This is a genomic window from Marmoricola sp. URHA0025 HA25, from assembly GCF_054059435.1.
This window is the reverse complement of the sequence record NZ_JBSSCD010000001.1, coordinates 4,476,586-4,495,819: the sequence shown is the minus strand read 5'-3', so window position 1 is coordinate 4,495,819 and position 19,234 is coordinate 4,476,586. Positions and strand designations below refer to the sequence as shown.

General features: G+C 68.2%; 20 protein-coding genes. 3 read left to right on the top strand and 17 right to left on the bottom strand.

What is annotated here, in order from left to right:
- From ACVW00_RS22145 to ACVW00_RS22105, 9 genes are all read right to left on the bottom strand, one after another.
- Positions 1-1,044: ATP-binding protein (locus ACVW00_RS22145; RefSeq protein WP_457113055.1), on the bottom strand; the 1,044-nt coding region annotated here is incomplete at its 3' end.
- Entirely contained in the window at positions 1,041-1,298 is a 258-nt protein-coding gene (locus ACVW00_RS22140; protein ID WP_457113054.1) for a hypothetical protein, read from the bottom strand. The genes ACVW00_RS22145 and ACVW00_RS22140, both read right to left, overlap by 4 nt.
- Positions 1,299-1,375: 77 nt before the next feature.
- Positions 1,376-2,899 carry an SCO6880 family protein gene (locus ACVW00_RS22135; protein WP_457113053.1) on the bottom strand — a complete coding sequence of 508 codons (1,524 nt, stop codon included), beginning with the start codon at positions 2,897-2,899 and terminating at the stop codon, positions 1,376-1,378.
- Positions 2,900-2,948: 49 nt separating this feature from the next.
- Complete coding sequence (locus tag ACVW00_RS22130; RefSeq protein ID WP_457113052.1) at positions 2,949-4,442, bottom strand: hypothetical protein; 1,494 nt, start codon at positions 4,440-4,442, stop codon at positions 2,949-2,951.
- Between the two features lie 12 nt (positions 4,443-4,454).
- Complete coding sequence (locus tag ACVW00_RS22125) at positions 4,455-5,408, bottom strand: hypothetical protein (RefSeq protein WP_457113051.1); 954 nt, start codon at positions 5,406-5,408, stop codon at positions 4,455-4,457.
- Entirely contained in the window at positions 5,408-5,704 is a 297-nt protein-coding gene (locus ACVW00_RS22120; RefSeq protein ID WP_457113050.1) for a hypothetical protein, read from the bottom strand. The genes ACVW00_RS22125 and ACVW00_RS22120 overlap by 1 nt, the downstream gene beginning before the upstream one ends.
- Before the next feature lie 32 nt (positions 5,705-5,736).
- Positions 5,737-6,690 carry a hypothetical protein gene (locus ACVW00_RS22115; protein ID WP_457113049.1) on the bottom strand — a complete coding sequence of 318 codons (954 nt, stop codon included), beginning with the start codon at positions 6,688-6,690 and terminating at the stop codon, positions 5,737-5,739.
- Entirely contained in the window at positions 6,690-6,971 is a 282-nt protein-coding gene (locus ACVW00_RS22110; RefSeq protein ID WP_457113048.1) for a hypothetical protein, read from the bottom strand. The genes ACVW00_RS22115 and ACVW00_RS22110 overlap by 1 nt, the downstream gene beginning before the upstream one ends.
- Positions 6,968-7,843 carry a hypothetical protein gene (locus tag ACVW00_RS22105; protein ID WP_457113047.1) on the bottom strand — a complete coding sequence of 292 codons (876 nt, stop codon included), beginning with the start codon at positions 7,841-7,843 and terminating at the stop codon, positions 6,968-6,970. Before ACVW00_RS22105 ends, ACVW00_RS22110 begins: the two co-directional genes overlap by 4 nt.
- 286 nt (positions 7,844-8,129) lie before the next feature.
- Between ACVW00_RS22105 and ACVW00_RS22100 the strand changes: the two genes are divergently transcribed.
- Positions 8,130-8,291: a hypothetical protein gene (locus ACVW00_RS22100; protein ID WP_457113046.1), complete on the top strand. Its 162-nt coding sequence runs from the start codon at positions 8,130-8,132 to the stop codon at positions 8,289-8,291.
- Positions 8,292-8,642: 351 nt separating this feature from the next.
- Here ACVW00_RS22100 and ACVW00_RS22095 read toward each other — a convergent pair whose 3' ends face one another.
- From ACVW00_RS22095 to ACVW00_RS22085, 3 genes are all read right to left on the bottom strand, one after another.
- Entirely contained in the window at positions 8,643-9,062 is a 420-nt protein-coding gene (locus ACVW00_RS22095; RefSeq protein ID WP_457113045.1) for a hypothetical protein, read from the bottom strand.
- A gap of 112 nt (positions 9,063-9,174) precedes the next feature.
- The gene (locus ACVW00_RS22090; RefSeq protein ID WP_457113044.1) at positions 9,175-9,981 is read right to left on the bottom strand and encodes a helix-turn-helix domain-containing protein; all 807 of its coding nucleotides are present in this window, start codon (positions 9,979-9,981) and stop codon (positions 9,175-9,177) included.
- 110 nt (positions 9,982-10,091) lie between these two features.
- The gene (locus tag ACVW00_RS22085; RefSeq protein WP_457113043.1) at positions 10,092-10,766 is read right to left on the bottom strand and encodes a hypothetical protein; all 675 of its coding nucleotides are present in this window, start codon (positions 10,764-10,766) and stop codon (positions 10,092-10,094) included.
- 555 nt (positions 10,767-11,321) lie between these two features.
- On the opposite strand from ACVW00_RS22085, the gene ACVW00_RS22080 reads away from it, so the two are divergent.
- Positions 11,322-12,047, top strand: a complete 726-nt coding sequence (locus ACVW00_RS22080) for a hypothetical protein (RefSeq protein ID WP_457113042.1) — start codon at positions 11,322-11,324, stop codon at positions 12,045-12,047.
- Between the two features lie 24 nt (positions 12,048-12,071).
- Here ACVW00_RS22080 and ACVW00_RS22075 read toward each other — a convergent pair whose 3' ends face one another.
- From ACVW00_RS22075 to ACVW00_RS22065, 3 genes are read right to left on the bottom strand one after another with little or no spacing between them, the layout of a single operon-like run.
- On the bottom strand, positions 12,072-13,286 hold the full coding sequence (locus ACVW00_RS22075; protein ID WP_457113041.1) for a hypothetical protein: 1,215 nt from the start codon (positions 13,284-13,286) through the stop codon (positions 12,072-12,074).
- A gap of 16 nt (positions 13,287-13,302) precedes the next feature.
- Positions 13,303-14,169 (bottom strand): serine/threonine-protein kinase, encoded by an 867-nt coding sequence (locus ACVW00_RS22070; protein WP_457113040.1) that lies wholly within the window; start codon positions 14,167-14,169, stop codon positions 13,303-13,305.
- Positions 14,170-14,194: 25 nt separating this feature from the next.
- The gene (locus tag ACVW00_RS22065) at positions 14,195-16,744 is read right to left on the bottom strand and encodes a DEAD/DEAH box helicase family protein (RefSeq protein ID WP_457113039.1); all 2,550 of its coding nucleotides are present in this window, start codon (positions 16,742-16,744) and stop codon (positions 14,195-14,197) included.
- A 321-nt stretch (positions 16,745-17,065) separates the two neighbouring features.
- Here ACVW00_RS22065 and ACVW00_RS22060 point away from each other — a divergent pair, with 321 nt between their 5' ends.
- The gene (locus tag ACVW00_RS22060; protein ID WP_457113038.1) at positions 17,066-17,611 is read left to right on the top strand and encodes a hypothetical protein; all 546 of its coding nucleotides are present in this window, start codon (positions 17,066-17,068) and stop codon (positions 17,609-17,611) included.
- Between the two features lie 164 nt (positions 17,612-17,775).
- On the opposite strand, the gene ACVW00_RS22055 is transcribed toward ACVW00_RS22060, so the two are convergent.
- Positions 17,776-18,432: a hypothetical protein gene (locus ACVW00_RS22055; RefSeq protein WP_457113037.1), complete on the bottom strand. Its 657-nt coding sequence runs from the start codon at positions 18,430-18,432 to the stop codon at positions 17,776-17,778.
- A 326-nt stretch (positions 18,433-18,758) separates the two neighbouring features.
- On the bottom strand, positions 18,759-19,181 hold the full coding sequence (locus tag ACVW00_RS22050; RefSeq protein WP_457113036.1) for a hypothetical protein: 423 nt from the start codon (positions 19,179-19,181) through the stop codon (positions 18,759-18,761).
- Positions 19,182-19,234 lie beyond the last annotated feature (53 nt).

Here is a 19,234-nt window from a genome sequence, read left to right as displayed (position 1 = left end):
CAGCAGGGCGATGCCGACCGGTTCCTCGCCAAGCTCACGCAGCCGGGCGAGGTTGAGGGACTGGATGGGTGCGGTCCAGTCGACGTCGATGGTGGTGTGGTCGTCGAAGAGGCCGGCCAGCGGGCCGGTGACGAGCTGCCCGAGCGCGTCTCGCAGCAGGCGCGTCTCGTCGAAGAACTGCTGCTTGCTGGCATAGCGGCACTGGCTGACCAGGTCCTCGGTGGGGTTGTCGAGCAGGTGCCACAGCTGCGGGATGGTCGTCTCGACCAGCGTGCTCTGGTCGCATGAGTAGCCGGTGAGGTACTCCAGGCCCGCGAGCACGACGCGGGCCTCGGTGGGGCCATAGGGGACGCGACGGTCGCCGACGCGCATGGACCCGACGAGGCCACCGACGAGGGTCTGCCAGCGGCGGAACACGATCGCGGCGCGGCGCTGGGCCTCGGCCGCCGACAGGTTCTCCCAGTCGTGGCCGAGCGGCCCGAAGGCGATCGGGTTGATCCGGGTGCCCAGTCCGACGCCGATCGCGAACGGATCGACGCCGTAGATCTGGCACAGCTCCTCGTACTCGTTCTTGGTGTCGCCGAGAATCAGGACGCGGTAGCCGTAGTCGAGCATCCGGTTGCAGAACGCCTTGGTGGTCCCAGACTTTCCTCCACCTGGCTTGCCGAAGCAGAAGATGTTGGGGTTGGTGACCGCGATGTCGTCGCGCAGCACCCACCCGAGCGGGTCGGCGTAGAAGGCCCCACCGCAGTGCTGGTCGATACCCATGACCGCACCGGTCGGCGGCAGACCCGGGGCGGTGATAAAGGGCCAGAAGACCGGCGCCTGGTCGCTGGTCATTCGGTAGGAGGCGACGGGCGCGTTCGCGGCCGCCCAACCGCGGCCGACCGCGGCACGGCCCTGGCGGGAGACACCACGCGGGAACAGACGCGGGTCCTTGACCGGGTCGGCTGCGGCCGGGACGGCGGGCAGGTCGTGGCCGAAGTCCGAGAGCAGTATGGCGACGTCGCGGCCACCCTTGGACACGGCGATACGGCGGCTCATCGGCCGATCCCGCGGTCAGGGGCGGTCGTCGGCGTGACGACCTCGCTCGGCCGCCTGGCGGGCATCGGCGGCTCGGCGACGTCGAGGCCGAGGCTGTAGCGCTGACCGTTGAAGTAGCCCAGCCGGTAGCCCTCGTCGTGCGGCTCGAGCACGTCGGGGCGCAGCGAGCGGCCGGTCTCGGCATCGGCGACCCCGTCGTCGTACCCGGCCTCGTACCGCGAGTCCTGGTGGTAGCGGAGGTGGTGGTTGGTCATGGTGCTGCTCTCCTGGTCTGTGCTCGCTTGCTCGGGCTGTCGCCCACAGAGGGCATCGACGGTGGTCCTGGTGCTCATCAGCCATCGCCCTTTCGGGTGAGGCTCACGCCGAGCGGCACGACGGAGGCGGCGAAGGCGACGTCGTGGGCGATGTCGAGACGCATGGGCGCGAACCCTGCCCGTCGGATGGCGGCGTCGAGGCGGCGGCCGAAGTCGGCGATGCGCTGGGTCTTGGGGACCGTGACGGTGGCGATCGCGTACGGGCGGGTCAGGGAGTTGCCCCGGGCCAGTTTGGCGTCGAAGCCCCGGGCCTTGGCCTTCTCGATCTTCTGCCTGGTGCGCTCCTTCATGCCGAGCTTGCCGCGCAGCCCCTCCGCGAGATCGGCCTGCCACTCGGCGTTGCCGGTCTGCCGGTCGGCCTTGGACTGGCGCACGATCGGGAAGGCGACCATGTAGGAGCGTCGCTCGCCGGGCTCGCTGGGCATCAGCACCGGCGCGAGCGCGCCCATAGCGGCGCCGCGGTCGGGCAGCTTGAAGGTGGCCGAGACAGAGTTCCAGGCGTCGTGGGAGTAGTGCCGGATCGTGGAGTCGGCGCCCGAGGGGCCGGCCTGGGCCCAGGGCACGTCGGCGTTGACGCCAGAGTCACCGTTCTTGCGGATCTCCTCGGCGCGCATGGCCAGGGCATGGATGATCCCGGCCCGATCGCCAGGGGCGAAGCCACTGCGGCACGCCAGTGCGAGCTCGGGAGAGGTGAGCCAGTTGACCGCGGTCATGCCAAGGCCGCCGACCAACTGCTCCTGCATCTCCCCGAGCAGCAGGTACAGGGTGCGGGCCCGGCCGTCGAGCCCGCCGCCGGCCTCCCTGGCGTGCTTGGCCAGGTTGGCCTCGGGGACGACGATCGTGACGAACTGCTCGGTGCGCACCGAAGCCTGCGTCAGCCAGTCGGCGAGCTCGTCGTTGGTGCGACGAGCCCGCTCGGGGGCGTTGTCGGAGCGGTGCTTGCGGACCCACAGCTCTCGCTCGGCGCCGTCGTCGGGCACGGTGCGGACCAGGAAGATCAGCTCCTCGATGAGCTCGGTGCGACCCGCGACGTCGATGAGGTTCGACAGAGCGGCGCCGAGGCGGTCGCGTTCGTCGGTCTCGGCCATGCCGATGCCCGGGTGGGTCACGGCCGCCGTCACCGCCCACGCGCGGGTGGCGTGGTCCTGGATGATCGCGATGCGGTTCTGTGAGCCGCCCGATGGTGGGCCGTCGTGGATCTGGAGTCCCTGGAGCCGACCGGGCATGTCGGGCTCGTCGAGGTCCTCGATCGCGCCGGCCGATGCCTTGGACCGAAACCGGGTCCAGCCGGTGAGGCCGCCGAGGCTGTAGCTGAGGGTGGCGACCAGCCAGCCCGTGGTCGAGCGGCCGCGGACGGGGATGATTGTGACGCCCGCGAAGCCGACCCAGATCAGCAGGAACATGCCGGCCGAGAGCCAGGCGCCGGTCTTGATGGCCCAGAAGAACGGCAGGCTGCCGATGGCGAGGAAGGAGAACTGGAAACCGTTGAGGCCGAAGAACCAGCCGATCTTTTCGCGGGAGTAGTCGGAGTAAACAGCCATGGGTCGAACCTCGATTTCGGGCTTCGTGTGTATGGATGGGATCGAGCGGTCAGACCGCTACTGCTGCGACTTCCGCGCCGCCAGCGGCACCACCAGCTCCGCTGCCGGGACCGCTTGAGCCGCCGGGGCCGCCGCTGGGCGGCGTCGGGCCCTTGGGAGGCTTCGGGCCGCCGTCGTGGGGTCGGCGGTCGGTGTCGTCGGGCTGCGGGCCGTCGGGCATCGAGTTGTCCGGGGTGTTCTGGTCGTCGCTCGAATTCGAGCTGGTGTTGCCGGACTTGTTCTGCTTCTGGTCTGAGCCGATGGCGGTGAAGTCCGGGTACTGGTTGTGGTCGCCAACACCGGCCTGGTTGTTCAGGTCGGTGCTGATCGCGGCGGCCTTCGCGCCGAAGCTGCTCGCCATGCCGATGCCCGTACCGATCGGGCCCAAGGCGCTCTTCATCGCGCTGGCGAAGCGGCCGTTGGTGGCGCCCTCTGCGGAGTCTTCGCCCGAGGATGTGCCGTGCTCATCTGTGGTGGAGGCGGCGCTCGAGCCGGTCTCGCTGCCGCCCTTCTTGCCGGACAGGAGCCCTGAGATGCCGCCGTTCGCGGCAAGGCCCTGACGCATGGCAGCGCCTGTGGCGGTGCCGGGGTCAACGAAGGCCAGCAGCTTGAACAGGGCGTAGGGACACACGGCGCTCATGCAGATGAGCACCACGCCGGGGACAGCGCTGCCGATTGCCTGCTGGGTGGTGTCGGTCATCCCGGTGGCCGCGCCTTCGGTCATCTTCACGCCAATCCCGAGGACCAGGACCATCAGCACGGGGGCGAAGGCGGCGGCGTGGATCCAGCGCACGCTCTTCCAGAACCAGCTCTTGCCGAACTCCGCGACCAGCCCGGCGGCCGAGATCTGGCTGGTGGCGACCAGCACGATCAGCGAGGCGGAGCGGACCAGGAACACCATCAGGTGCGCGAGAGAGGCGATGATGAGGAAGATGCCGAGGAAGCCGAGCACAGTGGCGGTGACCGCGCTGGTGACCGAATCGGTGGAGAAGTCCTGCCACAGACTGATCTGCGACAGGTCGGCGCCACCGAACAGCGCCTGGATCAGCGCGCGGGTCAGGCCGCCGCAGGCGGCGATGAGCGCGATGCAGTACCCGAGCCAGGACGACCAGACTAGGACGAACTGGCCGGAGCCGACCGCCGCTCGGCCGAGCAGCTTGGCGTCGCGCCGGAAGGCCGCCAGGCCGAGCTGGCCGACCAGGAAGATCACCATCAGCGATCCGGCGATCCAGAAGCAGTACTGGTAGACGCTGCCGGCCGGGCCGTCGGTGGACAGGTCCGGGGTGAGCCAGGAGTCCATCAGGTTAAGGATCAGCCGGAAGAAGAACAGCCCAGCGTTCCAGATGGCCAGCATCGCGGCGGTCCACAGGTTGGTGGCGACGCTGCCGGCGGCGTCGCCGGCGGCACCGGCCAGAGCCGAGAACGGGTTCGGGAGGTCACTGAACGGGTTCGGGACGTCGATGCTGCTCGGCCGGCCGGCCGAGGCAAGAAGGGTCGTGGACACGGCTGGTTCTCCCTAGTTCGCTGTGGTGTCGCCGGTGGTGCCCGCTCCGTCGCCGGAGGGGTTGTCGGGTGCATTGACGGCGGCGTTATCCGTGTGCACCGCGGCGGGCGTGGTGGTCCAGGTGAGCCAGCCGGCCTTGAGCGCGAGCGCGCTGCCTGGCCAGGTGTTCGGTGCGGGTATCGGTGGAGCACCTGGGGCGATCATCCAGCGGCCTCCCGCAGGGTTGTCGGACCCGCTGTCGGGGTTCCACTGCATCCGCTCGCAGGTGCCGTAGCCGATGGAGGACTGGGAGCTGATCGTGGCGTCGACCTCGAACAGGACGCAGGCCACCGTCCAGTCCGGGCCGTCGGTGCCCTTGACCTGGGCGGCCGCCGGGATCGCGAAGACGGTGGCGCCCGGTGACATGGTCGGTCCCATGCCGGCGGCGCCGAGGAAGGAGGTGACGTTGGCAGTCATCTGCCAGGAGTCGGCGCCCGCTCCCCCGGGCATGGCCCAGTCGTCGTAGACGTGGTGAGCGGTCGCCACGCTCATCGCGCCGATGACGGTCTGGCTCAGTGCGGCGAGCTGCCCGATCGCGCCCTCGGGGGTGTGCGGGAACCCGGTGGGCACGCCGTCGGGGCCGGTGATGGTGGCCTCGGGGATGCGGATGGGCTTGGCGAGCTGGGTGGTCGGCGTGGTCGGCTTCATCGCGTCCGCGTCAACGGTGAGCATCGGCTGCGCTGCGATCTGGTCGCGGTGCTCCTCACCGAGGGCGGTGTCGCTGTTCATCTGCTGGCTGGTCAAGGTCGGCTGCTCGCCGGGCGAGGTGCCGTTGACGGCGGAGTGGATGGCGAGGTAGACCGCGTAGCCGAAGCCGGCGACGAGGAACAGGGCCACGATGCCTGCGGAAGCCAGGATGGCCAGCAGGCGGTTGCGGCTCCACCCGTCGGTGAGAGACGTCTTGGCCCCGATGGCGGTTCGCGGCATCAGATGCAGCCGTTTCCGAGGATGCCGTTGACCATGCCCGGCAGGACCAGGTAGGCCACGGCGCAGATGAAGACCACGACGACCGAGATGACGCCGACCTTGGAGGCGTGCGGCATTCCGAAGACGCGTCCGGCGATGATCGCACCGAGGGCGACGATCACCGAGATGGCGAACAGGGTGATCACGCCCCACAGGACGTAGCCGGTGATCTCATCGGTGGGCGCCACCGCTCCGGGCGGGGCCTTCGGGCAGATCTTGGTCGCGACCATGATCGAGGTGGCGGTCAGAGTGGACATGGGCTGGCTTCCTTTCGTGGATGTGCTGGGTTTCAGCGGTCCTGGCCCTCGACCAGGGGTTCGTGGTCGACGCCGTCGCACGAGGTGTCGAAGCCGTCCGCCGCGAGGGCGGTGGCCGGGGCGGGCAGTCGGTCGCGCAGCTGGCCGGCCGCACTGAGCAGTGGCTGGGGCAGCGGCGTGGATGTCGGGCCGTAAACGCTGAGGTCGCGGTCCAGCGGGATCTCGACCAAGCCGTCGACGGCGTCAAGTGCCCGGATGGCCGGGCCGAGCGATCCTTCGACGGGGCGGCCCCACTTCTTGCGGCGAGGGCCGAGGACCGCGACGGTCACCTGGGCGGCGGCCTGGAGTGCGTCCAGGGCGACCTCGAGGCGGCGCATCCCAGGGACCGTGGCGGTCGTGGCCACGACAAGGACCGGTGCCGTGGCAACCAGCTCGGCCAGCCAGCCGTCGGCCAGGAGGTGGTCGAGGTCCCAGCCGCAGTCGAGGAAGGTGACCGCGACGGGCCGGTCGGGGTCGGTGGGCAGCGGCACGGCGGCCGCCGTGCTGATCCGCTCGGCAGCACGCTCGAGGAGGATCCGGTGGTGAAGCCCATCGCGCAGGCCGCGGCGCCAGCCGGTGCCGGTAGCACCGAGCTCGGCTGTACTGGCCGAGGCCAGGCCGCTCGCCGAGGCCGAGCAGCACTCGACGACACGGGCCGGTGAGGTGGAGACGGTGGCCAGCGCGAGGGCGAGGATGGTGGCTCCGACACTGCCCCCGGCGCCGATGATCGGGATGACGGTCTCGGCCGCGAACCACTCCCCCGACGACGGCGACGCGGCGGCGTTACCGGCGGTCCCGGGGCGGGCAGTGGAGCGGAAGCGTCCGGACTGCACTGCCTCCCAGGCTCGCTGGAGCTCACCGAGGGAGACGATCGGACGACCCGCCCCGGTAGCGACCGCCTTACCGGTTCGGGTGTCGTGCTTGGGGTCCTGGGTGGTCGTAGTCATCACTCGCCGTCCTCACCCAGGGCCTGGCGCGAGCGGGCGATCGCGTCGTGGACCTCGCTCGGGGTGAGGTGCTGGAGCCGCTCCTTCGCGCGGTGGCTAGCGCGGAGCCGCTCCCAGCAGGCGTCCATCTCGGCGATGGTCTGCTGCTCGAGCGCGGCGACCTGGAAAAGACGGCTGATGTCGCCTGGGGTGAGGTCGGAGTCGTTGGTGTCCATCACCAACTGAAGGCGCCGCAAGGAGCCCTGGTGCTCACCGCTGCCGGGATTGGTCGGGCGGCTCATGCGACGTACCGATCCGAGGCGGCCGTCAGGGCGGCGACGCTGGTGTTGAGGTGCCGACGGATCGTGGCGGAGGAGACACCCAGCCGGTCGCCGACCTTGCGGGTGATCTCGCGCCCGCCGAGGCCGCAGTTGGCAGTCCGACCGCGGGCCGGAACGGTGGTCTCGGCCTCCTCGATCAGCTCGGTCAAGACGAGCCGGTCACGGTCGCTGATGAGCCCCTCACACACCCCCCAGGCCAGGAGGGCCTCGACCTCCTGGGTCGGGGTCCGGTCGGCGAAGAAGTCGACGGTGAGCTGCTCGCGGGTCTTCTCGTTGAACTGGGCGGCGTCGACGCCGGGCTCACACTCACCCTCAAGGAGGCGTCCGTACAGCAGGCCGGTGTTGGCCCAGGCGCGGTCGGAGCGGCGTACCTGACCCAGGTCGCCGAGGTCGAGCAGGACCCCGGCGCGGGTGGCGGCCAAGATGTTGGCGGCTACCTTGCGGCGGCGCTTCCAAGGGAAGGAACGGACCTCGAGCCACAGCTGGGCGGCTACCAGGTCATCGATGCGAGGAGAGAACCCGGCCAGCCGGGCCGCCAGGGTGGCGGCTCCCGGCAAGAGGGCCCAGGCCAGTGCGGCGCCGGCGAAGTGGTCATCGCCGGCGTCGGTGGCTGCCATGTACGCCAGGGCGTAGAGGGCGTCCTCGCGCTTCTCCACGTCGACAGTACGGAGCCAGTCGCGCAACTCGTCGACCTCGACAACAGCACTCAGGCGCTCGTCGTGGGACGACCACGTCGACCAGCGCTCCCGGACCTGCTGCATCAGCAGGCCGTCCTCTTCCAGCCCCAGCTGCTGCTGCACGCTCATCGCGGTCCTTTCGTCGTGGATGGTCACGACGGAAAGGTCGCCTTCGGGCGTTACCGGTTTCGTTCCCGCAACCCGTGTTTTCGGAGGGGGAACGTGCCTGGGGAACGGTGCGCGAACTCGCGTTTGCGCAGGTCAACGCAACGTTCCCCGAGAAGTCGAGAAAGTTTGGGCTGACCCGTTGAATACCGTCCCAAGACCTATTGGTTCTATTAGCCGGTTGCGCGGTATCAAGGCCTTGCGGCCATACCCTGAGGGGGTGAGGTCCACCGTCGACAGGTCTCTCTGGGCACCGCTGAGCAGGAGGTGAGCACCGGTGACGACTCAACGTGGCCAGTCCTGGCTGCTCGCCGACCGGGGCATCCTCGACCCCGACGACCGCGTCTCGCAGCAGCTCCTCGCGCTCGCCCACGCCCGCCAGACCCGGCCCCTAGGTCACCTGCCACCGAACACCCAGCCTCAGGGTCAGGACAACTGATGGTGCCGATCGCCGGGTCAGGAATGCTTAATGAGGTAGTCGTCGCGGACAAGTGGAGCGCGGAGCACTCGGCTGACCATCGAGATCGCCAGACCTTCGAAGGCTGGATCGTCGAAGTTGAAGTCAGCTCGGTAGCGACCCGGGTCGAGTAGATGCTCGGCCGGCGCACAGGACGCCGGCAGTCCGCTCTTATCTCGGCGTGCAGGTGGCGTCCCCCAGGCGGCGTCGCGCTCCCCGCGTGCTGTTAGATGTCCGGATTGCACTGACATGTGAGGCAGGCCGGGATTTATCACTTCGGAGTCGCCGGGCGCTCGTTTCAGTTAGGTATCGCGCGGCTGACCACTCGCTGGCTTAGTGTCGGCCGCTTCGCGACGCAACTCCTGCAGATGCGGCTGCTCTTTGGAATGCGTCAAGCGCAGCGTCCCGTTGGGCGATGTCGTTGAACAAGCCGCCGAGCTCGAACCAGAGCTGTGCGCCCGTTGGCGAAGGGGCGAGCCCCGTGAGGATGGCTGCAGCGCGCTCGTAGGCACCGTTAGCGGTGCGTGGGTCGCCTTCGATGGCTGCGACCCGGCCGCGCAGGAGGTGTGCTTCGGCCGCGAGCAGGGGCACGTCGACGGCGATGTCGGCACCGTTGGCGATGAACTCCATGGCGGCGTCGTGGTGGCCGAGCTCGAGTTCGGCTCGCGCGAGCATGAGGTGGTGTTCTGCCACGTCGATGGGGCGGGGCGCGGACCAGACGAGTTCCTTGCCGGCCTTCTCAAGAGCAGTCATCGCGCCACGCACGTTTGGTGGTTCTGCCTTGAGTTGGGTACCGGCGTACCGGATGCGCACTCGTGCTCGGTCGCGGGCTGCGGCGCCGAGTTCGAGAAGCGCGAGCGCGCGCTTAGACAGGTCTAGGGCGACATCGAACGCACCTTGCTCGGCTTCGACAGCGCTCGCTTGCCAGTACGCGAGCGCCTGGTCGAGTGGGGTTTCGCGTTCGTCTGAGGCTTGGATGGCGTACTTGTACAGCTCGAGTGCGTAGTTGGTTGTCGCCTCGTTGCATGTAGGCGCCGGCGATGGCGATGGCGAGTTGGTTGGCTTCTGAGAGCCCTTCGAGGTTGAGTTCGCGGGCGATGACGGCTGCGTGTTCGCCGAGTTCGATGGCACGTCCGGCGTCACCGATCTCGCAGTAGCAGCGAGTGAGTGCGACAACGGCACGGAGCCAGAGAGTGTCGGTCCTGGGCGTGGACGTGACTTGTTCGAGGGTCTGGATGGCCTGTCTGAGGTCGCCGTGCGCTTCGAGTGCGAGGCCGTGGAGGTGTAGGGCGCGTCGTTGAAGATTGCGCAACCCCGGGACGTCGAGACCGCGTACAGCTTCAGTGGTGTGTTCGAGAGCCGTTGTGTTCTCGCCGAGTGCGAGGGCCATCTCTGAGAAGTCGAGAAGTAGCTCGATCTGGCGTTGCTGGTCGATGCTGACGCCGGTGAGGAGCTCTTCAACTGTGACATCGAGGCGTGAGGCGATGCGTTGGAGGAGCTTGTTGTCCAGGCGGCGGTCTCCGCTTTCGATGCGGGAGATGTGGGCGGGGGAGACGTCTCCTCCGGCGATGTCGGCTTGGGTGAGGCCGGCTGCGATGCGTGCGGTCCGGATGCGTTGTCCGAGCTCTACCGGGTCGATGGCGCGGCTGAGTTCGAGGAGGTCCGGTGTCACGTGTCCAATTCTGGCGTGCGCGGTGACGGTTCGGTAGGCGTGGGGGCGCGAGCCTGGTCGCGCATCTCGGTCTCCGGCCGGCGGGTGCGGTTCGGCGTCGCGGTGGTTCATCAGGCTGACGCTTGTGTGTGCTCGGGTGGGATGTCGGGCGGGAGTTCGCCGCGGGCGAATCCGATGCCGCCGGGGCCGATGCACCAGTCGAGGACTTCAATGGGCATCTGGTCCGGCCCGACGAGGAGCATCTTGCGGAGCCATGCGCGGTCGTCGCCTGGTTCGGGTGCGGGCCCGGGCGGTCCGCCGACTTTCCAGAACGCGTGGTCCGGGTCGTCGATGCGGCTGAGGAACTCGTCGACCTGGTAAGGCCAAGTGGGTGTGCTCCACCACCAGCGGGCTTGCTTGCCCCAGTTGGCGAGCATCATCAGCGTCGCGTGCGGGCCGTGGGAGTCGGCGAGGTCGAGGAGGTTGTCGAGCATGTGTCCAGCACGGTTGGAGAACTCTTCGAGCTCGTCGCGTGCGAGTTCGGCGAGGGTGATGCCGTGGGGGAGTCCTCGGTCGGGTGCGAACACGTCGTCGTGGAGGCAGCTGAACCAGGCTTCGAGGACTTCGGTGTATTCGAGGGTGAGGGCATGGCGGCTGTCGAGTCCTTCGGTGAGGGCGTCTGCGAACTGGGTCCACATGCTGTCGCGGATGATGCGGGTGGTGGCGACGTTCGCGGCCATCATCTCGGCGTCGTGGATGCGTCCGGCGCCGTGCCATTCCTCGAGGACGGTGTCGCGCCAGAGCATCCGGGTGAGCGCGACGGGCGCCCAGGTCAAGAGTCCGGGTATGTCGTCGGGGTGGGGTCCGTGTTCGGTGAGGACGCGTGGGAACGCCTCGATGTCGGCTTCGGTGATGCCGTTCATCTGCCCTCCCCTTCCTGGTTCCACTGGTGTTCCTGATGCTGCCACGAGCCGCCGACCTCGCGTCGATCTGGGCGCAGAGGAGCCGCGACTTTCCGCTTGGGAACTCGTTCTGTCGGTACTCGGGTCAAGAGTTCATCGGAGTGGCGAACCTCGCGTTTTGACCCTCCAGAAATTCGGGGAGGGTATGGTCCGAGACGTAGCGGAAGGGAGGAAATCTGATGAACGTTCAACATCTCCAGAAGCCCTTCACCTCGACCACCGCCGCTGCCCACGTCCCCAACATGAGCCACTCCACCAATCCCGCGCCCAGCCGGCATAGTCGGCGATTGCACGCTCCGTCCTCGCAGGCACGGTGAACGTCATGACCAGCCACGCCCACGGGGCAACCCGATGACTGCCACGCGGACCCTTGCTCGGTTCGAGTTCGAGGCGCACATGATGCCGGCCATCGCGGCCGCCTCGGACCGCCTTGTTGCCGGGCTCCCGGACCCCGGCCGGTACAGCGTCCTGTACGAGGTCCAGGCGTTCGAAGCTGTCCCGGACGTCGTCATCGTCCAGTACGACCCGGCCGCTCAGCGCCACCGCCTTCAGCATGGCGCCGCGCCGGTGACCGACACAACCTCGGCTCGAGTACTGCGGGCGCTGACCGCTGGAGTCATTGACATCGACGCGCTCGCTGCAAGCTCGGCCGTGTCCCGCGCGCACCTTCGCCGCAGCGTCCTCCCGACCCTGGCGGAGGGCGGCTGGACGAACCCGCTCGGCAGCCGAGCAACCGATGTCGAGCTCCTGCATGTGTTCGAGCCGCTGCTCAGCTGGGTCGTCACCGTGGAGGCCAAGCGGTCGAAGTGGCGTGATGCTGTCTCGCAGGTCCGGCGTCATCAGGCGGTAGCGAACCGGGCGTTCATGGCGCTCGACGCCGCCCACATTGCCCCGGCGCGCACGTACGCGAAGGAGCTCGCGCGAGACGGCATCGGCCTGATGAGCGTGGACGCCGCCACTGACACCGCTGCCGTTGAACGGATGCCGAGCAAGCGTCGCCGTCACCTGGACCTTGCTCAGCAGGTTCTGGGGGAGCGGGTCTGGGAGATGCGTCTGGCCCAGACGATCGTCGGGACGACGTCGCACGTGTTCGGGAGAGTTCTCCCATTCGTCGCGAGCGCCTGACATCGCCTCAGTCCGTTCGCTAGCTCAGGTGAGCAGCGTTTCCCAGTTCCCGAGGTGGTTGGGCGCGCTCTCGCCGAACAGCTGCGCGGTCGCGGAGAGCCCGGCAACGAACGCCTTCGCATCCTGGACAAGCTTCAGCGCTTTCGCCTGCCGCTTCTTGGGGTCGCGTCCTAGTTCACCGGTCAGCTCGGCCACGCTGAGCAGGTAGTGCAGCTGCTCGTCCTTCTTGTCCCAGGTGGTGGGGGACAGGGTGCGGCAGTACTTGCACGTGCACTGTGTGTGACCGGGCTGGTCGAGGAGCTTGCGGTGGTCGGGGTAGAGGGTGGTGTGAAGGACGTTTCGGTCGAAGTACCGCTGGCGTTCCTCGTTGCCGCCGCCACCGCCCTGCGGGGGCTTGTCTTCGTAGGCTCGTTCGGCTCCGGACATCCCGGTGGAGAATCCGCTGGCGCCCAGTGCGGTGGCCAGCCATCCGGTGCCGGCGCTGTTGGGAAGGAAGACGACCTTGCCCTCGGCCCTCGCGGTACGTGCGAGTTCCCTGTAGCCGGCGAGGACGTCGGCGTGGCGGAGCTGCGAGTAGTTGATAGGCGTTACCCGCGGCCACATGACTCGAACCCACCACAGTTTCTCGGGGTTCTCGACGAGCTCTGCGAGCAGGTAGTCACGGAACCTGCTGTTCGAGAGCCAGGTGTGGTGGAGCGTGAGGTTGACAAACATCGGCTCGTCCTCAAGTTCCTTGCGGGACTTCCTCACCCACTCCATCGCAGTGTCGAGTTCGGCGACCCCGGCGGTGCCGACCCAGCCGCTCGCGGAGAGGAACACGTTCGCGCCTGCGTCGTACTGGGCGTCGAGGACCCTGCCGACCCACTTCTTCTTGGGGATGGCGGGGACCTCCTTCGCCCACGGGTACCAGGTCTTGACTGATTTTGCGGGGACGGCGTGGGGGGCCTGGTTGGGGCCGTTGAGGGTGTGAATCTCGGGGTCGGCGATGCGCAGTGCGGCCTGCCGTACCGAGTGCATGAACGTTTGTGCTCCAGCGGGGGGCTGTCGGGTCAGGCGGGTTGCTGCTGCGATGCCGGCCTCGGTGCCGACGGACTTGGCTGCGCGGGTGATGAGGTCGGGCAGCAGCGCGGAGTGAGCCCAACTGCGGTGGACCACCAGGGTGGGGACGTCGCCGTTGAGGATTTCGCCGATGGTGGGGGCGTTGGGTGCTGCCGGGGTACGGACGAGCGAGCGGGTCACGGGGTGTCTCCTAGGTTCAGTCGAGGTCGTTCAGTGCCCGGGCTGCGCTGCCGCGTTGGTATGCGGTGGGGTTGAGCATCCGGGAGACGACGTTCTTGAGGTCGTTGGGTAGTTCCTCGGGTAGTTCGTCGGCGCCGTCGGTGAGCCGCTTGATGGCGGCGGCGTGGTCGAGTGCGTGGGCCCTGTCGCCGTAGAACGGGTGCTGCCCGGTGACCATCACGTGGAGGACGACGCCGATGCCGAAGACGTCGGCGAGCTGGCGGGCTTTCTCGCCTCGGAGCTGTTCGGGTGACATGAACGGCACGGTGCCGATGAGCTCGGGGTAGACGGTGAGGGTCTCCTGGTCGAGGACCTTGGCGAGGCCGAGGTCGAGTAGGACGGGCTGGCCGATGTCGCCCCCGCGGAGTGCGATGTTCTCGGGCTTGATGTCGCGGTGCACGGTGCCGGTGGCGTGGAGTTCGGCGACGCCGCCGATGAGTCCGCGGGCAAACCGGCGTACGTCGTCGGGCGGGACGGTTTGCCCGGGGGTGAGGTAGTGGGCGAGGTCTCCGCCGTCGATGAACTCGAACACGAGGGCGGCGTGGTCCTTGCCCTTGATGGTGACGGTCCGGGTCTCGCGGAGGTTGACGACGTTCGGGCAGGAGACCGACTTGAGGCCGCGGATTTCTCGCTTGAGGAACGGCTCGGGGTAGTCGGGGTCGATGATGACCTTCACTGCGAGGTCTTCTCCGCCGACGGTGACCTTCCAGGTCTCGCCGTAAGCGCCGGCGCCGAGCGCGGTCGCTGCGGTGGCTCCGAATCCGGCTGCGATGTCGGTGTCGGTGAACTGCGGCACGAACGGGGGCTGTCCGCCCGGCTGGTAGAAGGCCCTGATGAGCTGCACGCCGGCTCCTGTGTCTCTCGGTGTCTCAGCCGTTGACCGGCTCGATGGTCAGGCGCTGGAGGACCTGGCTGGGCAGGCACCGGTGCTCGCCGAGCACGGTCCGGATGAGTTCGCGGAGGTCGTCACCTTCGTGGCCCTTGTGCCGCAGGAGGAGCGCAACCCACGCGTCGCGGGCGTCGCGGGCGATGGCGCGCATCTCGTCGGGGTGGGCGAGGTACACCCATGGGTCGGCCGCGGTCGCGGCGTCCGGGCTGATGTTGGTCCGCGGGGACACGATGATGTCGGCGACGAGGTCAGGCATCGCGACGCCGCGGTCCTCGGCGACGAACTTCAGCTGTGTGTTGGCCTGTCGGACGTCCTTGATGGACAGGGACTGGTCGGGGTTCTCCTCGGTCTTGGCCTCGAGCGCGACCCAGATCTGCTCGGCCCAGCACCAGACCGAGTCGGCACGGGCCTGACCGCCGGGCTTGCCGGCGTCAGCGCCGAGCCACTTGCCGAGATCGGTGAGCGCGGGCTCGCTCTTCTGGTGCTCGACCGCGGCGAGGCGGGCGTCGATGGTGTCGAACGCGGTGCCGACCTTGGTCCGGGTAATGCCTCGAGCGACCGTCTCGGCGATGCGCTTGAGGGCAGGCAGGTCGCCGGCGACCTGCTCGACCGGGACGTCACCGGGGTCGGTCTCGCGGAGCCAGGTGGTGCCCTTCGCTGCCTTGTGGGCTTCGGCGAGGAGACCGGTGCCGGTTCGCTTCGCGTTCGCGTCGGACGCGGTCGCAGCGAACGAGTAGACGGCGGCGAGGTAGGTCCAGAACGACCGATAGGAGCGGAGCTTCTCCTCACCGGAGAGCGCCTGGGCGGCTGCCTGCGCGGCGGCGCGCGCGCCGACGTAGTCGCCACGCCAGGCGCACTGGGCCGCGAGAACCTCGTGCGGCGCAGACGCCGCGAGCTTGGCCTCACCCTCGATCGGAGTGCGGGTGAGGCGTGCACGGACCTCGCGCAGGTGGGGCTCGGCACCGGTGTGCCAGGCGTCGCCCTGCTCGAGGAACATGTCGATGTTGTGCTTGATGTCGGCCAGGGTCTGTTCCTCGGAGTTCTCCGCGCCGAAGTAGACCTCGGCCTGCAGGTCGACGTCGAGGGAGCCGATGCGGCTGTTGTTCGTCAGGTACCGCATGAGGTCGGTGCCTTGGACGAGCACGATGGCGTGGTCGTTCGGGCTGCGGGTCGCGCGGCCGGCGCCCTGGACGACACGGATGCGGGTGCGCTCCTCGAGGGCCGCACGCGCGCGGAGGTTGGTCGCGAGGAACTGCTCCTGCAGGTGCGGGAGCTCGGGGAGGCCCTGGAGGACGACCAGGCGGCACGCGTCGCCGGGCAGGTCGATGCCGTCGTACCGGCCGGCGAGCGCGAGGACACCCTTGGGTGCCTTGGCGAAGACCTCGGTGGTGGTCGCGATGTCGTCCTTGGTGAACAGCGGCGAGCCCGCGACGTTGACCGCGGTGGCCACCTCGACTGCCTGGTTGGTCGACTTGGCCAGGACCAGCGTCTTGCCGGCGGCCGTCGCTGCGGTCTGGGCGACCTGGAGGGGGTCGGCGTCGGTCAGGTCGGAGAACACGAAGTACCGGCGGCCCGACCGCGGTGCGCGGGAGTCCTGCGGCAGCGGCACTCGCTTGATGGACTCGCGGCCGAACGCTCGGTTCAGTTCGCCGGCGTGACCGAGGGTGGCGGACAGATAGATGCGCTGGTCGGCGTTGGTGAACGGGCGACAGGCGCTGGTCGGGGGGATGAACGGCCGGATGCTGATGGTGCGCCAGGAGACGTAGACCAGGCAGGAGTTCAGGCCCGAGCGGACCATCTGGGCCTGCCACCACTCCGGGCTCTTCTCGGGCAGTTGCGCCAGGGCGCGGTCGAGGCGGGCAGTGAGAGCGTCGTACCGGCTCGGGACGACGAGTCGGACGTCCCGCTTGGTGCCGATGTCGGGGGCAGGGGACTTCAGGCGCTGGACGAACATGCCGTCGAGGCCGGTGGCGACGATGTCGAGGATGGCCTCGTACGCCGGGTTCTTCCGCTGAATGTTGAGGGTCCACGCCTCGGCGACGTACTGCTCGGCGGCGTGGGCGTCGTCGAACAGAATGGTGCCGGGCTCGCCGAACTTCGGGCTTGCGTTGAAGATGCCGGAGTACGTGGTGAGCGCGACGGCCTCGGCGGACTCGTACGCCGCCTGGTCCTTGCCGTCCCAGTAACGGTGGCTGTCGACCAGAGTGACGGCCGCGATCTGCTCCCGACGTGCGACCTCGGCGACCTGGTAGGCGAGCTGCTTGGTCGGGCAGGCGTACACGACCGGCTTGTCGAACTTCATGCGGCGCCAGGTGGTGGCGAGCAGGCCGACCATGGTCTTGCCGGTACCGGTCGGCAGCTCGAACGCGACGTCGGGCTGGTCGACGAAGCCGGGGGCGTAAGCCCGCAGGAGGTCCGCCTGTGGCCGCCACAGCTCGGGGATGGCACCGGGCTTGCGGGGAATCTCGTCGAACAACTCCAGCGGTGTCGCCGGTACTGCGACCGGGCCGCTCACTGCACGGAAAGCCATTCGAAACCGCTCCTGACAAGCATTGACAAGTCGTATCCACAAGGTTCGACAAGCCCCGTTCGGGGTCCTCGAGGCGCCACTCTACGCGTAGGTCGGGCCGGAAACGGAACTGAAGCCGGTCTTGCGTGGCTGCTTTTCTCGTGCGAACCTGAAATCACGCGGTTTATCCGCGTAAAGTTTCACTGTCTCGCTAGCACTCGCTTCCCAGCGTCCAGCGAGTCCCCAGCCAGGACACTGCGCAGCTCGGCTCGCGCAGGGCGCGCCGAACTGCCTCGGCGCAGCCTCGCGCCGACGACGACAACAATCTCCCAGGGAGGGCAGATGACCACCAGCATCACCGGGAGCTCGGGCGAGCCCGAGACCGCCGCCAAGCAGCACCTGTACGACATCTGGCAGCACCCCCGCTACGGCGAGTACCCGCCGCGCGAGGTCGTCGACACCGTCTTCGCCCATGGCTTCGCCGCCGACCTGTCGCTCGGCATCGGGCAGGTCCACTTCGATGAGGTCAGCAAGCAGACCACTTGGACGTGCATCGCGGTCACCGACCGGGTGCTCCTCCAGGTCAGCGCGACCGCTGTCGGTCCCGGCGGTGACATCTGGAGCAGCTCCCGGCCGGGCCGCAGCGCCGTCGAGTACCTCGAGTACCCGAACGTGACGGTGGTGACTACGCCGCTGGCCAACCTCGCCGGCGTCGAGGTGACCGCCACCGGTGACGTGAAGGCGTGGCAGCCCGAGCACGCGGTCCGCCGGACGTGGAAGTTCCGCTTTATCGACGGCACGGACTTCGAGCTGAGCACCAACGAGGTCGACCGCCTGGAGCACCCGAACGTCTCCGAGGTCGCGACCTTCCTCGCCAGCAGCATCTGAGGCTTCCAAAGCACGAGGCGTGCCAGACCACTCCGTGTTCGCTTTGGCCGCTTAGTCATTCTAGGCCGAAGTGACGCACGTCCGGATCTCGGCATTATCCGGTAAGCCACCGCGCGGGTCAGGACAAGGACCGGAAAGCGCTGGTCGACATCAACTGGGCCTCCTCAGCCGTGGTTGTTCAGGACCTGGAGTTCGCCCTCCTTGATGTGCACCGTCGATACGAGCGCGGGCAGCCGAATGGTGCCCTGCTGGCCGGCGCCAGCCCAGTCCACCTTCCAGTACGAGTTCGCGGTGACGGTGTACTCGTGGTTTGGCTTGTTCCAGGACGTCTTCTGGTACGTGTAGCCGCAGTCCGGCGACGGCCTCGTCCCGTCGACCGAGCTGTTGTACGGGGTGCCCTGACCACAGTTGATCGGCGCTGAGCCATCACCCATGTCCCACTCGACCCTCTCGACCGTCGCGGTCGCCGTCACCGTGATTCCGCCGGCGCTGGCCGACGCTGTGATTGGCCCGTACGTGGTGGAGGTCGGGTTCTGAACCCACATCCACACCGGCACGCCGATCACCCCCATCGCCTTCGGGTTCGCCTCCGTCGGCATTGGCGCCAGACCAACCGTGATCGCGTGCATGTTCATCTGCTTGATGGCCAGCTGCGCGACCTGGTACGGGGTTGGTCCAGTACCGGGTCGGTCCGGCGGATTCGTGAGCCAGATCGGGATCGCTCCGTAGCCGAGCACCTGGCAGCCGTAGATGGCGCCATCCGGGTAGTGCCCACCCCACGCCGGATCAGTCGGCGGCGGCTGGGGATCGGCCAGCCACATGTAGCACTGGTTCGCATTCGACCACCAGTGCCCGTTGTCCTGGCACGGGACCGGCCCCTTATTGACCAAGTTCGAGCCGTCGCTGTAGCACGCCGGCCCCGTATCCCCGGAGCTCCCAGGGCCAGGGCCGTGGGTCGGGTTCGGGGTCGGGGTCGGATCGGGCACCGTGACCCACACCGTGCACTGCTGGGTGGTTGGGTTCACGAGCTGGCACTTGGTCTCCGCGTGTGCGGCCGGTGCGATACGAAGAACGACGATGGCCAGAGTTGCCGCGACGCCCAACAGCAGTGACGCAGTCGCCCTACCGGTGCGGAGCGGGGCGTAGCTCACAGCGTGCATTTCCCGACCTCCTGGTCCTCACCGACCGCTACGCGCCAGCCATTGGCACGGTCGGTATTCCAGTGGTAGTTGGCGACCGTGTACCGGGTCGTCAGTGCAGACACTGGCTGGCCGACCTGCTTCCCGGCCCGGTCCGTCACGCGGGTTGCACTCGCGTCCACGCACACGTCGATGGTGACGTAGGGGACTTTGCCCTTTGCTGGGTTGGAGTTGTCGAGACTGATCGTCCCGACTTGCATCTTGGTGACCTTGGTGTCGCCGGTCTGCTTCCAACCCTTGGACCGCCACTGACTGAGCGTGTTGTGCTCCGCGGTCAGCAACGTACTGACAGCGACGGACTTGAGGAGCGATAGCGGGGTGCTGGGGTCCTGCCCGATGCGGTCAGTAGTGGCGAAGTACTTTTCGACCATAGCCTGCGCCGCGGCAGATGCCTGGCTCTTGGGGTCTGGTGACGTAGAGGGTG

Excerpts from the sequence above, each read along its gene's own strand:
- ACVW00_RS22085 (WP_457113043.1), bottom strand. The coding sequence starts at position 10,766 with ATGCTCTGGCGCGACACCGTCCTCGAGGAATGGCACGGCGCCGGACGC.
- ACVW00_RS22125 (WP_457113051.1), bottom strand. The coding sequence starts at position 5,408 with ATGCCGCGAACCGCCATCGGGGCCAAGACGTCTCTCACCGACGGGTGG.
- ACVW00_RS22135 (WP_457113053.1), bottom strand. The coding sequence starts at position 2,899 with ATGGCTGTTTACTCCGACTACTCCCGCGAAAAGATCGGCTGGTTCTTC.
- ACVW00_RS22140 (WP_457113054.1), bottom strand. The coding sequence starts at position 1,298 with ATGACCAACCACCACCTCCGCTACCACCAGGACTCGCGGTACGAGGCC.
- ACVW00_RS22110 (WP_457113048.1), bottom strand. The coding sequence starts at position 6,971 with ATGAGCCGCCCGACCAATCCCGGCAGCGGTGAGCACCAGGGCTCCTTG.
- ACVW00_RS22050 (WP_457113036.1), bottom strand. The coding sequence starts at position 19,181 with ATGGTCGAAAAGTACTTCGCCACTACTGACCGCATCGGGCAGGACCCC.
- ACVW00_RS22095 (WP_457113045.1), bottom strand. The coding sequence starts at position 9,062 with ATGACTGCTCTTGAGAAGGCCGGCAAGGAACTCGTCTGGTCCGCGCCC.
- ACVW00_RS22060 (WP_457113038.1), top strand. The coding sequence starts at position 17,066 with ATGACCACCAGCATCACCGGGAGCTCGGGCGAGCCCGAGACCGCCGCC.
- ACVW00_RS22055 (WP_457113037.1), bottom strand. The coding sequence starts at position 18,432 with ATGTGGCTGGCCGATCCCCAGCCGCCGCCGACTGATCCGGCGTGGGGT.
- ACVW00_RS22065 (WP_457113039.1), bottom strand. The coding sequence starts at position 16,744 with ATGGCTTTCCGTGCAGTGAGCGGCCCGGTCGCAGTACCGGCGACACCG.
- ACVW00_RS22120 (WP_457113050.1), bottom strand. The coding sequence starts at position 5,704 with ATGTCCACTCTGACCGCCACCTCGATCATGGTCGCGACCAAGATCTGC.
- ACVW00_RS22115 (WP_457113049.1), bottom strand. The coding sequence starts at position 6,690 with ATGACTACGACCACCCAGGACCCCAAGCACGACACCCGAACCGGTAAG.
- ACVW00_RS22080 (WP_457113042.1), top strand. The coding sequence starts at position 11,322 with ATGCCGGCCATCGCGGCCGCCTCGGACCGCCTTGTTGCCGGGCTCCCG.